This window comes from Phocaeicola faecicola, from assembly GCF_013618865.1.
Lineage (GTDB): Bacteria > Bacteroidota > Bacteroidia > Bacteroidales > Bacteroidaceae > Phocaeicola > Phocaeicola faecicola.
On record NZ_JABSOE010000014.1, the window covers coordinates 35842 to 49088 of the forward strand.

General features: G+C 48.3%; 11 protein-coding genes. 5 read left to right on the forward strand and 6 right to left on the reverse strand.

Annotated elements, in window-relative coordinates; genetic code table 11:
* The first annotated feature begins 11 nt into the window (after nt 1-11).
* Together H3001_RS05800 and H3001_RS05805 are read left to right on the forward strand one after the other, a co-directional pair.
* On the forward strand, nt 12-1001 hold the full coding sequence (locus tag H3001_RS05800; protein ID WP_181214349.1) for a gliding motility protein GldB-related protein: 990 nt from the start codon (nt 12-14) through the stop codon (nt 999-1001).
* 44 nt (nt 1002-1045) lie between these two features.
* Nucleotides 1046-1750 carry an SAM-dependent methyltransferase gene (locus H3001_RS05805; protein WP_181214350.1) on the forward strand — a complete coding sequence of 235 codons (705 nt, stop codon included), beginning with the start codon at nt 1046-1048 and terminating at the stop codon, nt 1748-1750.
* 29 nt (nt 1751-1779) lie between these two features.
* Here the strand turns inward: H3001_RS05805 and H3001_RS05810 are convergent, their stop codons facing one another.
* The 3 genes from H3001_RS05810 to H3001_RS05820 form a co-directional block, all read right to left on the reverse strand.
* Nucleotides 1780-2769 carry a hypothetical protein gene (locus H3001_RS05810; protein ID WP_181214351.1) on the reverse strand — a complete coding sequence of 330 codons (990 nt, stop codon included), beginning with the start codon at nt 2767-2769 and terminating at the stop codon, nt 1780-1782.
* A gap of 53 nt (nt 2770-2822) precedes the next feature.
* Nucleotides 2823-3674: a lipoyl synthase gene (gene lipA, locus H3001_RS05815; RefSeq protein WP_181214352.1), complete on the reverse strand. Its 852-nt coding sequence runs from the start codon at nt 3672-3674 to the stop codon at nt 2823-2825.
* Between the two features lie 81 nt (nt 3675-3755).
* Nucleotides 3756-5957: a S9 family peptidase gene (locus tag H3001_RS05820; protein ID WP_181214353.1), complete on the reverse strand. Its 2202-nt coding sequence runs from the start codon at nt 5955-5957 to the stop codon at nt 3756-3758.
* 488 nt (nt 5958-6445) lie between these two features.
* Here H3001_RS05820 and H3001_RS05825 point away from each other — a divergent pair, with 488 nt between their 5' ends.
* Nucleotides 6446-6724, forward strand: coding sequence for a LysO family transporter (locus H3001_RS05825; protein WP_181214354.1), 279 nt, complete (start codon nt 6446-6448; stop codon nt 6722-6724).
* Nucleotides 6721-7341: a lysine exporter LysO family protein gene (locus H3001_RS05830; RefSeq protein ID WP_181214355.1), complete on the forward strand. Its 621-nt coding sequence runs from the start codon at nt 6721-6723 to the stop codon at nt 7339-7341. The genes H3001_RS05825 and H3001_RS05830 overlap by 4 nt, the downstream gene beginning before the upstream one ends.
* Nucleotides 7342-7633: 292 nt before the next feature.
* Here H3001_RS05830 and H3001_RS05835 read toward each other — a convergent pair whose 3' ends face one another.
* From H3001_RS05835 to H3001_RS05845, 3 genes are all read right to left on the reverse strand, one after another.
* Nucleotides 7634-8968, reverse strand: coding sequence for an NADP-specific glutamate dehydrogenase (locus H3001_RS05835; RefSeq protein WP_181214356.1), 1335 nt, complete (start codon nt 8966-8968; stop codon nt 7634-7636).
* A gap of 165 nt (nt 8969-9133) precedes the next feature.
* On the reverse strand, nt 9134-9313 hold the full coding sequence (locus tag H3001_RS05840) for a hypothetical protein (RefSeq protein WP_181214357.1): 180 nt from the start codon (nt 9311-9313) through the stop codon (nt 9134-9136).
* Nucleotides 9314-9390: 77 nt separating this feature from the next.
* Nucleotides 9391-11679, reverse strand: a complete 2289-nt coding sequence (locus H3001_RS05845; protein ID WP_181214358.1) for an NADP-dependent malic enzyme — start codon at nt 11677-11679, stop codon at nt 9391-9393.
* A gap of 309 nt (nt 11680-11988) precedes the next feature.
* Between H3001_RS05845 and H3001_RS05850 the strand changes: the two genes are divergently transcribed.
* Nucleotides 11989-13200: an efflux RND transporter periplasmic adaptor subunit gene (locus H3001_RS05850; RefSeq protein WP_181214359.1), complete on the forward strand. Its 1212-nt coding sequence runs from the start codon at nt 11989-11991 to the stop codon at nt 13198-13200.
* The last annotated feature ends 47 nt before the right edge of the window (nt 13201-13247 follow it).

Consider the following 13247-nt stretch of genomic DNA (forward strand, 5'->3'; position numbering starts at 1 on the left):
TTCATGGATGAATGAAAAACATTATCGTACTGATATTGATGAGTCTTTTTGCCTTGACTGCTTGTCTTTCTGACAGGCAGCAGGGCATTAATTCTTTACAGACAGACGTGAAGGTTTTTCGTTACGACCGTCTGCAGTATGAAGCGGTGGCGCTGAACAGCTTTTCCGCAATGCAGAAAATGAGTCTTGACTGTCCGCAGGCTACCAAGATTCTGATTGAAGAGGTACTTGGACTGGGCCGCGTCAACGAACCGGCCATCAACGAGCGGTTGTGTGCCTACTATTCCGATTCGGTATTGCTGAAACTGATGGAAGATGCCGAAAGCAAGTTCAAGGACATGACATGGATAGAGGAAGGGCTGACTGACGGTTTCAGAAACCTGGTACGGGAAGTTCCCGAAATCCCGGTTCCCCGCATCTATGCCCAGATATCTGCCCTGAACCAGTCCGTGGTAGTAGGAGACAGTCTGGTCGGATTCAGTCTGGACAAATACATGGGAGAGGATTATCCGCTCTACCAGAAATATTATTATGCCTACCAGCGCAGGTCGATGAATCCGGAGCGTATACTGCCGGATTGCTTTACTTTCTACCTGATGAGCTATTATCCGTTTCATTGGATGCCCAACCACCGTTCGCTGTTCGATATCATCATGCACCAGGGAAAGATTAACTGGGTAGTGAAACACATCCTGAAACTGAAATCGGACGCTGCTGTATTGGGATATACAGAGGATGAAAGCCGCTGGTGCAAGAAAAACAGGAAAAAAATCTGGGAATGGATGAAGTCGCAAGGACATCTCTCCAGTACCGATCCGATGGTTGTCCGGGCCTATACTCATCCCGATCCGAGCGCTGTATTCAACGGTGAGAAAATTCCCCCTGTCATAGGTGTATGGATGGGAATGCAGCTGGTACAGAAGTATATGGATGAGCATCCGGACCTGAGTATCAAGGAACTGCTCGAGACCCAGTATTTTGATGATTTGTCTTTAAATTGATTGATTATTAGTCTTTTCCCTGTCTGAGGGAGAAATATGGAATTATGGAAACCGCATTGTATTTACTTCCTGTTACATTGGGAGATACCCCCCTGGAACAAGTGTTGCCTGCTTACAATAAGGAGATTATTTGTCAGATTAAGCATTTTATTGTAGAAGACGTGCGTTCGGCACGACGTTTTCTGAAGAAAGTCGACCGTGACATGGATATTGACGGACTGACCTTCTATCCTTTGAACAAGCATACTTCTCCCGATGAAATCTCAGGCTATCTTCTTCCTCTGATGGAAGGTCATTCAATGGGAGTGATTTCCGAAGCCGGATGTCCCGCAGTGGCCGATCCGGGAGCGGATGTGGTTGCCATTGCCCAACGGAAAAACCTGAGAGTCATTCCGCTGGTAGGGCCTTCTTCCATTATTCTTTCCGTCATGGCTTCCGGCTTCAACGGACAGAGCTTTGCCTTTCACGGCTATCTGCCCATCGATCCTTCGGAACGTGCACGCCGCCTGAAGGAACTCGAGAACCGCATTTATTCGGAGCATCAGACACAGCTCTTTATCGAAACGCCTTACCGTAACCACAAGATGCTGGAGGACATTATCCGCAACTGCCGTCCTCAGACGAAACTGTGTATCGCAGCCAATATTACCTGCGAAGGAGAATATATCAAGACCCGTACCGTGAAGGAATGGAAGAACCATTTGCCCGACCTGACGAAAATTCCTTGTATTTTCCTGATTTACAAATAATGGATTTGCCGGACAGGGAGAGGCAAGAATCAGTAGCCGAACTTCTTCCACATGCCGGCTACCACCTCCAGGTGCTTGATTTCAGAAAGCAGCATCGGAGCAAATTTCTGGGGAGATGCACTCACCTCCTCAAACTCGAACCACTGTCCCTCCAGCAGTTCTTCTGCCATTTGAGGTGCAATGGGCAGGATGTACAGGAGGACATCTTCCAGATGGGCGCACTCCAGATGAGAAGTATGCTTCAATATCAGTCGGGGAACCTCATGTGCAGCATGAATCACCGGTTGCTGACGCGTCAGCTTCTGCATGTATTGTCCGATAAATTCCGTCGGTCCTCTGTAGATATTTTCGATGGATAGGTCCCACAATGCTTCACCTGACTCTTCTTTCTGTTTCTGAGGAGTCAGATAAATCTTTCCTCCCGAAATCAGGGCAATCCGTATCAGGTGATTGCCGATACTCTCCTGCAGTGCCAGTCGGATTCCTACTATATTAATCAGCAGACAGATAATGTAAATGGAAATGGGAATGCCATACATCATGATGAAAGTTCCCGTAGACGACAAATCCTGGAAATGCTTGTAGCTGACCGCCCATATTATCAGGTGTATACCCGATAAAACGACGATAATCTTCGCCTCCAGCGTAAAGGAATGGCATTCATTCAGTTTCAGTCTCCGGTGCAGACTGAGGTATACCTCGGGGACGGTAATGTGAATGAAGGCACACACAAACAGCATCAGTTCCAGGATGGGGGTAATGCTTCCGTAGGGAATCAGCAGATAGTCGCTTGCCAGACGGACGAAGAAACACATACCAATTCCGATGGTACCCATCAACAGGAAAAAATTAAGTTGCCGGAGCCGGATAATCCCATATACCAGCAACACCAGACTCACCAGTGCCCCGATGCCCAACATCTGGGAATCAGGAAGAAAATGCAGTCCGATCAGTGTACCGATAATGGGAAGCAATCCCATGGAAACAATCTTGTCTTTGTACTTAAAAAGAAACTTCATACGCGTTATAAGAGAACTTCATACATTTGAAACAACGTGGAATGTGATTTTGTTCACCCTTTGCGGATATGTTTTTCCGCATGGTAAGACGAGCGCACCAGCGGTCCGCTTTCAACAATGGAAAACCCTTTCTGCTTTCCCGTCTGCTGATACCGGGCAAACTGTTCCGGAGTGACGTATTCGGCTACGGGGAAGTGTTTCCGGCTCGGTTGCAGATACTGTCCGATGGTCAGGACCTCACAGCCGCAGCTTCTCAGGTCGTCCATGGTTTCCTCCACTTCCTCCGGAGTTTCGCCCAGGCCCACCATGATGCCCGACTTCGCAGTGATTCCTCCCTCGTGAATCATCCGTATCACCTCCAGGCTCCGGTCGTAGGTAGCTACGCTCCGTACCAGCGGAGTCATTCGCCGCACTGTCTCCAGGTTGTGTGAAATGATATCAGGGGCCGTCGCAATGATTTTCTCCACCAGTTCCTTTCTTCCCTGAAAGTCAGGAATCAGCACCTCCAGTGTGGTATTCGGATTCTCCTGCTTGATGCAGCGGATAGTCTCTGCCCAATGTTCCGCACCCAGGTCCTCCAGGTCATCCCGGTCCACCGAAGTCACCACCGCATGATCCAGTTTCATCAGCCGGATAGACTCAGCCACCCGTGCCGGCTCTTCCGGGTCCAGCGGCAGCGGTTTGCCGCTCAGTGTATTACAGAACTTGCACGACCGCGTACAAATTGCTCCGGCAATCATGAACGTAGCCGTTCCCTTTCCCCAGCATTCTCCCAGATTCGGACAACGTCCGCTGCTGCATATCGTATGCAACTTATGCGTGTCTACAATCCGTTTCGTATCGGTATACCGCTCATTGGTACCGATCTTGATTTTCAGCCATTCCGGTTTTTTTACGTGTTCCATGTCATTTACCTCAAGGTCAATATAAAAAGACAACAGCCGTCAGCAGGGCAGAGCCTGCTGTGGCGGCTGTTGTAATGAGTTTTATAAGTTTTCTATAAAGAAGTTGGCTACCCGGTTCATCAGGTGATTGCGGGTATTTCCCCCGAAGATACTGTGATTGCGGTTGGTATAAATCTGCATGTCAAACTGAATGCCTGCCTGTACCAGCGCCTCACTGTATTCCGTACAGTTCTGATAATGTACGTTGTCATCGGCCGTACCGTGAATCAGCAGCAGTTTTCCCTGCAATTTCGGAGCCCTCAGAATAGCCGATCCCGCATTGTATCCGTCACCGTTTTCCTTAGGAGTACGCATGAACCGTTCGGTATACACCGTATCGTAGAAACGCCAGTCGCTCGGAGCCGCAATGGCCACACCCGCCTTGAAAGCCGGAGTTCCCTCACTCATGGACATCAGCGTATTGTATCCGCCGAAGCTCCATCCCCAGATACCGATGCGTTTTCCGTCGACATAAGGCAGTGTACCCAGATACTTCGCAGCCTCTACCTGGTCGTGCGATTCCTTGACTCCCAGGAACTGATACGTACATTTCTCGAAAGCCGCTCCGCGTCCTCCGGTACCCCGTCCGTCTACGCATACCATGATGTAGCCCCTGTCGCACATGTAGGCTTCGAACATACCTCCGTCACCGAAACTTCCGATGCCCCACTTGTCGAGTACCTGCTGCGAACCCGGTCCGCTGTACTGATGCATGATTATCGGATACTTGCGCGACGGATCGAAATTGGCCGGTTTCATCATCCATCCGTTCAGTTCCACTCCCTCGGTCGTACGGAAGGTGAAGAACTCTTTCACCGGCATGTTCAGCTGAGCCACTTTCGCCTTGAAAGCCGCATTGTCCAGCAGCGTAGTCAGCTCCTTGCCCCGGTTGTCATTGATGGTGATGAGGGTAGGCGTGTTCATGCTGGAATACGTATTGATGTAATAGGCCTGGTTGGCACTGAAAATAGCCTGGTTGGTACCGGTGCGCGATGACAGTTTCGTCTTCTTTCCCTTCGCGTCAATCTTGTAGATGGCGCTGCGCAGCGGACTCTCCTCGTTGCTCCGGTAGTAGAACGTATTGGTCTGCTGGTTCCATCCCAGGAATTCCTGTACCTCAAACTCCCCGCGGGTAATCTGGCGTACCAGGTTTCCTCCTATCGTATACAGATACAGGTGGTTGTATCCGTCGCGTTCGCTCATCATCACAATGTTTTCCGGATAGAAAGCAATGTCACTGTATGCCTGCTCCTTGATATACTGTTCCGATTCGTCACGGATTGCCAGCTTGCACAGACTGCTTCTGGGGTTTGCCATATAGATATCCAGGCGGTTCTGATGACGGTTCAGGGTCATGATGGCCAGTTTTTCCGGATCGGAAGTAAACTTGATGCGAGGGATGTAGCCGTCTGCATCAAGCGGAAGGTCCATCTTGCGGGTTACGCGAGTCTTGATGTCGAAAGTATGCACGCTCACCTTCGAATTCACTTCGCCTGCCTTCGGATACTTGTATTCATAAAATCCCGGATATGTCTGATATTCACTCCGTTCGGGAGCCATACCCTTGTACCACGGGAAGCGGAACATCGGCACTTCGCTCTCGTCGAAGCGGATGTAAGCCAGCATCTTGCTGTCGGCACTGAAGTCGAAGGCACAGTTGAAGCCGAACTCTTCTTCATACACCCAGTCAGGAATACCGTTCAATACCTTGTTGTACTCTCCGTCCTTGGTCACCTGCGATTCACTGTTGCCGAAGAGCAGCTTTACCAGGAAGATGTTGTTGTTGCGTACGAAGGCAATCTGGAAGCCGTCGGGCGAGAACTGCGGCACCTGCTGCGGACCGTTTTCCGACAGCGGAGTCAGCCGGTTGTTCTTGACATTGAAAATATAATATTCGGCCGTAAACGAGCGCCGGTAAATCGGTTTCGTCTTTGTCTGAATCAGAATCTGCTTTTCGTCGGGCGACATGATATAGTCGTCGAACGACTTCAGTGAATAATCACGCGCAGTGGTCACGTCGAACAGTGTGCTCACCTCCTTGCCGGTCTTGAAAGAATACTTTACGATACGCTTTCTGTCGGCACTGATCTGTGTGTAGTGCTCTCCGTCGAGCATCGGTTTGATGCCGTAGATATTTTCTGCCCTGTATGCCCCGTCGGCTATCTGCTTCAAGGTGACATTCTGTCCGGCATGCAGCCCCAGGACAAAGGTCAGTAAACAAAGGAATGCAAGAATCTTTTTCATTATTCGATATACTTTGGTAATATAAATTAATTGTTTTCCGATTATTACAAAGGTATATAAAAATGTATGATATGTAAAAGAAAGCTCGCAACTTGTTTGCGGGTTTTTAAGAAACGGTAGCACAACCGCCTCGGAAATGCAGATTTTTACTGAATATCTTCTGCATAAATATTTATCAGATTTTACTGTTTTTTAGCATATCCCGGTTTTCGTCTAACAGATAATAAGTGAAGATGCGGGTGATTTTGAAAACTGAAAGCACGTAATTTTTTCCTGCATATCACGATGATTTATTCTCGAAATGGCAGTAATTTTGCCGCGTTTTTGAACCCCATGTAGTATTATAGCAGTAGAGTAGAATGAAAAAAATTTTATCCATCCGTTCATGGAATTTTATTAATGTGCCCTAGGCCTCGGAACCTGTTTTTTATTTGATTGCGTTCTTTATTTTATTTTCATTAAACAAGTTTCAAGGGGATAGTTTTTTTATGTATATTTTTATTTCAATCATGCTGTGTGGAGCAGTAATCGGTTATTTCGTCCGTGACAGAAAATCAGTGCAGAAGACAGGCACTGTCATTCAGGTAGTAGTGTGCGCATTGCTTTATATGTTGGGTTTGTCCATTGGTTCCAACCGTTTTCTGATCGACCATCTCAGCTATTTCTGCGGTCAGGCCGCTTTCATCGCTTTCATGAGTCTCACAGGCAGTCTGTTGGCTTCCTGGCTGGTGTTTCACACATTTTTCAGAAAGGAGAAGAACTCATGAAAGGAAGTCTGCTGATTTTGGTCTGCTTTATCCTGGGTTGTCTGAGCGGATGTTATCACGAGGCCGGATTTGATGTTCATGCCATTTCGGTCATCATATTGTATGTGCTGATGCTGCTGATTGGTATCAGCCTGGGCAGCAACCGGGAGATTGGGCATTTTGCCTCACGTTTTTCGTTTAAGATGCTGCTGGTGCCGGTGGCTACGGTGAGTGGTACTTTCCTGTTCTCGGCTCTGGCCGGACTGGTGCTGAGCCAGTGGAGCGTGTTCGACTGCATGGCGGTGGGCAGCGGTTTTGCCTATTATTCGCTTTCTTCGGTACTGATTACCCAGCTCAAGGAGCCCAGCCTGGGCATGCAGCTGGCTACGGAACTGGGAACCATTGCCTTGCTGGCCAATATCTTCCGCGAGATGACGGCCTTGCTGGGGGCCCCGGTAATCTGCAAGCTGTTCGGACGTTTTGCTCCGATTTCGGCGGCAGGGGTGACTTCTACCGACTTGCTGTTGCCTTCCATTTCCAGGTATTCGGGTCAGGAGATGATTCCGATTGCCGTGATTCACGGACTGCTGATTAATGTCAGCGTACCGTTCTTCGTGTCTTTTTTCTGCCGGATGTAAGAAAGATCCGGAAAGACGGGCAGAGGATTGTCTGAATGTAAAAAGGAAGTGTTCCACTTCCGGTGCGGGGTTGTCCGACCTTCGTACGCGGGTTGTATCACCTTGCGGCGCAGGTCGGACAACTTGCATATGGGGGTTGGAAGAAATATTTCCGGCGAAACATGAACCTGTCGTTGTCATCGGACAAATCTTTAAGCGGGTGCGTTCTTCGTGTTCCTGCAGGGGGACCGCATAAAAAAATCCCCGGAGAAGCTCTCCGGGGATTTTCTGTTTATGTATCAATCAGTTTGTGTTATACGATACCCTGTGCCATCATGGCTTTAGCCACCTTCATAAAGCCGGCTACGTTGGCACCCTTCACATAGTTGATGTATCCGTCAGGCTCTGTACCATACTGTACACAAGCTTCGTGGATATTCTTCATGATGCTCTTCAGCTTTTCGTCCACTTCTTCCTGGCTCCAGCTCAGTTTGATAGAGTTCTGTGTCATTTCCAGTCCTGATACAGATACACCACCTGCGTTGGCAGCCTTTCCCGGAGCGTACAGGATCTTTGCTTCCTGGAATACGCGGATAGCTTCCGGAGTAGAAGGCATGTTGGCTCCTTCCGATACAGCGATGACTCCGTTGGCAATCAGTGCTTTTGCATCGTCACCATTGATTTCATTCTGTGTAGCCGAAGGCAAAGCGATGTCGGCTTTTTCGTTCCATGGACGAGCGCCTGCCACGTACTTGCAGCCATATTTTTCTGCATATTCACGGATACGTCCGCGGTACAGGTTCTTCAGTTCCATGATATAATCGAGTTTCTCGCGGTCGATACCGTCCGGATCGTAGATATATCCGTCTGAGTCTGACATGGTAACTACCTTTGCACCCAGTTCAATCAGTTTTTCTACTGTATACTGAGCCACGTTACCCGAACCGGATACCAGACAAGTCTTTCCGGCGATGTCAATCTGGCGGGTTTTCAGCATTTCCAGCAAGAAATAAATGTTACCGTATCCGGTAGCTTCCGGACGAATCAGTGAACCACCGAATTCACGTCCTTTACCTGTCAATACACCTGTAAATTCATGAGCCAGTTTTTTGTACATACCGAACATGAAACCTACTTCGCGTCCGCCTACACCGATATCTCCGGCAGGTACGTCGGTTTCAGGACCGATGTGACGCCACAATTCCAGCATGAATGCCTGGCAGAAACGCATTACTTCTGCGTTAGATTTACCGCGTGGAGAGAAGTCTGAACCACCTTTACCACCACCCATCGGAAGTGTAGTCAGCGAGTTCTTGAAAGTCTGTTCGAAAGCAAGGAACTTCAGGATGCTCAGGTTTACAGAACTGTGGAAGCGGATACCTCCTTTATACGGGCCGATGGCGTTGTTGTGCTGTACACGATATCCCATGTTGGTCTGGATATTTCCTTTGTCGTCCATCCAGGTTACGCGGAACTGGAATACACGGTCAGGAATACACAAACGTTCAATCAGGTTGACTTTGTCAAATTCCGGATGCTTGTTGTACTCTTCTTCAATGGTACTCAACACTTCTTCTACTGCCTGATGGTATTCAGGTTCATTCGGAAATCTTCTTTTCAGATCTTCCAGTACTTTTGCTGCATTCATAATAAAAAGAATTATCGATCTAATTATTGATTTGGTTTATTTCTTTTGTATTGTATTGACGTGACAAAAGTATAGATATAATTTTATTTATGCAACATTTTATAGGAGAAATCGTTATAAATATATCAAAAAAATATATTGTTGCACGAAAAGCGGTTGAAGTGTTTATTTTTGTCTTTGTCGTATGCTCTTGATGACAGGGATAAATACCAGGGCACCAGACAACAAAATGGTGACAATGAGCGGTCCGTCGATGCGGGGCGAGGAGGTGAGTACCAGGAAGCAAAGGGCTGCCCAGCAGAGGGTAAGCACGATGCACTGGGATTGGGTCAGTGGTTTTTTCATAACAGGATTTTATCGGATAAAAAAATGACCAGACACCGTAGGAGCGGGTCGCTGCGGTGTCTGGTCGTCAGGATAGATTATTGATTGCACTTCATTTTCTTTGCTACGATGGCATCGATACATGCAATGGCGGTGATGTTGACGATGTCCCGGACTGAGCTTTCGATGTCGGTGAAGTGGATCGGTTTGTTCAGACCCATCTGGATCGGGCCGATGACTTCGGTTTCGCTCATGTTCTGTATCAGCTGGTAGGTGGCATTCGCCGAACTCAGGTTCGGGAAGATCAGGGTATTGACTTCCTTGCCGTTGAGGCGGGTAAACGGATATTTTTCGTCTCTCAGGGCGTTGTTCAGTGCGAATTTAACCTGCATTTCACCGTCGATGGCCAGATCGGGGTAGTGAGTATGCATGTAGTTGATGGCCTCGTGTACCTTGGCCGGACTGCCGATGTTGTCGGAACCGAAGTTCGAGTATGACAGCATGGCCATTACCGGTTCCTGGTTGAAGAAGCGGACCGCCTTGTTGGCGAGTTTGGCAATGTCAATCAGCGTATCGGTATCCGGATGGCGGTTGATCAGTGTATCGGCAATGAAGTAAGTACCCTTCTTGGAGTTGAGGATGTGCATGGTACCGAAATGCTTGTATCCTTCCTGTATGCCGATTACCTCCTTGGCAACCTTGATGGTATTGCTGTACTTGGTGTAAAGTCCGGTTACGAATGCATCCGCATCTCCGGTTTCCACCATCATCATACCGAAATAGTTGCGTTCGAACATCTTGTCGATGGCTTCCTGATAGTTGGCTCCTTCGCGGGCACGCTTTTCGCACAGGATGCGTGCGTATCTCTCGCGGCGTTCCGATTCGCGGTCGTGGCGCAGGTTGACGATTTCGATACCCTCCAGGTTCAGGTCGAGCTCTTTGGCCAGTTTGGTGATACGTTCTTCATTTCCCAGAATGATAGGCGTACAGATACCTTCTGCCTTGGCTTCCACGGCTGCTTTCAGCATGTTGGGGTGTGTACCTTCGGCGAATACCACGCGCTGCGGGCAGCGGCGGGCTGTATCGTACAACTGGCGGGTGAGTTTGTTTTCCTGTCCCATCAGTTCGCGCAGGTGGTTCTTGTAAGCCTCCCAGTCGGTAATCTGCTTGCGTGCCACTCCCGATTCCATGGCAGCCTTGGCTACGGCCATGGACACTTCGGTAATCAGACGCGGGTCGACCGGTTTCGGAATGAAGTATTCGGCACCGAAACTCAGGTTGTTTACGTGGTAAGCCTCATTCACCACATCCGGCACCGGCTGTTTGGCCAGTCCGGCGATGGCTCTTACGGCAGCCAGTTTCATCTCTTCGTTGATGGCAGTGGCCTGTGTGTCGAGGGCACCGCGGAAGATATACGGGAATCCGATTACGTTGTTGATCTGGTTAGGATAGTCCGAACGTCCGGTAGCCATCAGTACGTCGGGGCGTGAAGCCATTGCATCTTCGTACGAAATTTCGGGAGTCGGGTTGGCCAGTGCGAACACAATCGGATGGTCGGCCATGCTGCGTACCATGTCCTGTGTCAGCACGTTGCCTTTGGAAAGTCCCAGGAATACATCGGCACCCTGAATGGCTTCGGCCAGTGTGTGGATGTCGGTACGGCTGGTGGCAAAGTACTTCTTCTGTTCGTTCAGGTCGGTACGTTCTTTCGAAATCACTCCCTTGCTGTCGAGCATGACGATGTTTTCCAGACGGGCTCCCAGCGATACGTACAACTTGGTACATGATACGGCAGAAGCTCCGGCACCGTTGACTACGATCTTGACTTCCTCAATCTTCTTTCCGGCTACTTCCAGAGCGTTCAGCAAACCGGCACTGGAAATGATGGCCGTACCGTGCTGGTCGTCGTGCATCACCGGTATGTCGAGCTCTTCTTTCAGGCGCTGTTCAATCTTGAAGCACTCCGGCGCCTTGATGTCTTCGAGGTTGATACCTCCGAAGGTAGGAGCAATGGCTTTTACCGCTTCGATGAACTTGTCCGGGTCTTTTTCGTTGACTTCAATGTCGAATACGTCGATGCCTGCATAGATCTTGAAAAGCAATCCTTTTCCCTCCATGACAGGCTTTCCGCTCATCGCACCGATATCGCCCAGTCCCAAAACCGCTGTACCGTTGGAGATTACGGCTACCAGGTTTCCCTTGGCCGTATAGTCATAAGCTGTTTTAGGGTCTTTCTGTATTTCCAGACAGGGCTCTGCTACGCCCGGAGAGTATGCAAGTGAAAGGTCTCTTTGTGTTTGATAAGGCTTTGTGGGAACTACTTCTATTTTCCCCGGTTTACCTTGTGAGTGGTAAAGCAAAGCCGCTTCTTTGGTTATTTTAGCCATAGTGTTATAATTTTATTTTAGGTTATTCACTGTTTAGAAAGTATATCGCAAATGTATGAATAAAATGATAAAAAGAAGATTTTTTCACATAAAAAACTACGGATTAATGTATTTGAAGAATTCACTGTGCCAAAAAGTATATAAAATGGAAAATTTGAAATATATTATGGCATAACTTTCTTTTTTTATGGTTATTCTTAGTTAAATGCACAAAGGTTTCTTCGCTTTTTTACTATCTTTGTCGAGCTAAAAACTAAGAGTATATAAAAAGTTTTCTATAAAGGGGAATAAATATTTAATGATAAGAATATGAATATGTGCATGAAAAGGAACAAGTGTTTTTCTTTTGGCCGGATCTCATTAATGGCTTTGGGAGTATCGGTCTTGACAGCCTGCGGCGGTGGCCAAGGCGGTATGAAAATAGGCGATAATGAGTTTGCTGTACAGGAGGTTACGATGACTTCCAGCAACCAGACGACTCAGTATCCGGCTGTGATAAAGGGTTTTCAGGACATTGAGATTCGTCCTCAGGTATCTGGCTTTATCGTGAAATTGTGTGTGGATGAAGGAGCTACGGTACGCAAGGGACAGGCATTGTTCCAGATTGATCCGACTCAATACAAGGCAGCCTATGACCAGGCGAAGGCCAGTGTGGCTTCGGCTAAGGCAAACCTGAAGACGGTGACTGAAACAGAGGCCAACAAGAAGATGTTGCACGAACAGAAAATCATCAGTGACTTTGAATATCAGACAGCAGTAAACAACCTGTTGACTGCCAAGGCAAACCTGGCTCAGGCAAAGGCGGCTTATGCAGCGGCTGAACAGAACCTGGGATTCTGTACGGTAACCAGTCCTTCGGACGGAGTCATCGGTACGTTCCCTTACCGTGTAGGTGCGCTGGTGAGTCCTTCGGTGGCTGAACCGTTGACTACCGTTTCTCAGATCGGCGATATGTATGTGTATTTCTCAATGACTGAAAAGCAGTTGCTGGCCATGACAAAGGCTGGAGGTACACTGAAGGAACAGCTGGAAAAGATGCCGGCAGTGAAACTGCAGTTGTCTGACGGAACCCTGTATGATGCTGAAGGTAAGATTGATGCCGTAAGTGGTGTCATCGACCAGACTACAGGTTCTGTAAGTATGCGTGCTATCTTCCCGAACAAGCAGAATATCCTGCGAAGCGGAGGTATGGCCAATGTGGTATTCCCTTATGCCATGAATGATATCATCCTGCTTCCTCAGTCGGCTACTCAGGAAATCCAGGACAAGAAATTCGTATACGTACTGCAGGCAGACAGCACACTGAAACATACTGAAATCCAGGTGTCAAATCTGAACGACGGCAAGAACTATATCGTGACTGGCGGACTGAAGGCCGGCGACAAGATTGTAGTGGAAGGTGTTCAGACTTTGCAGGACGGACAGAAGATTACTCCGATCACTGTGGCTCAGAAAGAGGCTAAGTATCAGAAGGCTTTGCAGGACCAGCGTGACGGAAACATTCAGACTGCGTTCAATTGATGTGCAGCGTGAAAACTATATCGTATAATATTATTTTGAGGGAATAG

Excerpts from the sequence above, each read along its gene's own strand:
- H3001_RS05800 (WP_181214349.1), top strand. The coding sequence starts at position 12 with ATGAAAAACATTATCGTACTGATATTGATGAGTCTTTTTGCCTTGACT.
- H3001_RS05805 (WP_181214350.1), top strand. The coding sequence starts at position 1,046 with ATGGAAACCGCATTGTATTTACTTCCTGTTACATTGGGAGATACCCCC.
- H3001_RS05810 (WP_181214351.1), bottom strand. The coding sequence starts at position 2,769 with ATGAAGTTTCTTTTTAAGTACAAAGACAAGATTGTTTCCATGGGATTG.
- lipA (WP_181214352.1), bottom strand. The coding sequence starts at position 3,674 with ATGGAACACGTAAAAAAACCGGAATGGCTGAAAATCAAGATCGGTACC.
- H3001_RS05820 (WP_181214353.1), bottom strand. The coding sequence starts at position 5,957 with ATGAAAAAGATTCTTGCATTCCTTTGTTTACTGACCTTTGTCCTGGGG.
- H3001_RS05825 (WP_181214354.1), top strand. The coding sequence starts at position 6,446 with ATGTATATTTTTATTTCAATCATGCTGTGTGGAGCAGTAATCGGTTAT.
- H3001_RS05830 (WP_181214355.1), top strand. The coding sequence starts at position 6,721 with ATGAAAGGAAGTCTGCTGATTTTGGTCTGCTTTATCCTGGGTTGTCTG.
- H3001_RS05835 (WP_181214356.1), bottom strand. The coding sequence starts at position 8,968 with ATGAATGCAGCAAAAGTACTGGAAGATCTGAAAAGAAGATTTCCGAAT.
- H3001_RS05840 (WP_181214357.1), bottom strand. The coding sequence starts at position 9,313 with ATGAAAAAACCACTGACCCAATCCCAGTGCATCGTGCTTACCCTCTGC.
- H3001_RS05845 (WP_181214358.1), bottom strand. The coding sequence starts at position 11,679 with ATGGCTAAAATAACCAAAGAAGCGGCTTTGCTTTACCACTCACAAGGT.
- H3001_RS05850 (WP_181214359.1), top strand. The coding sequence starts at position 11,989 with ATGAATATGTGCATGAAAAGGAACAAGTGTTTTTCTTTTGGCCGGATC.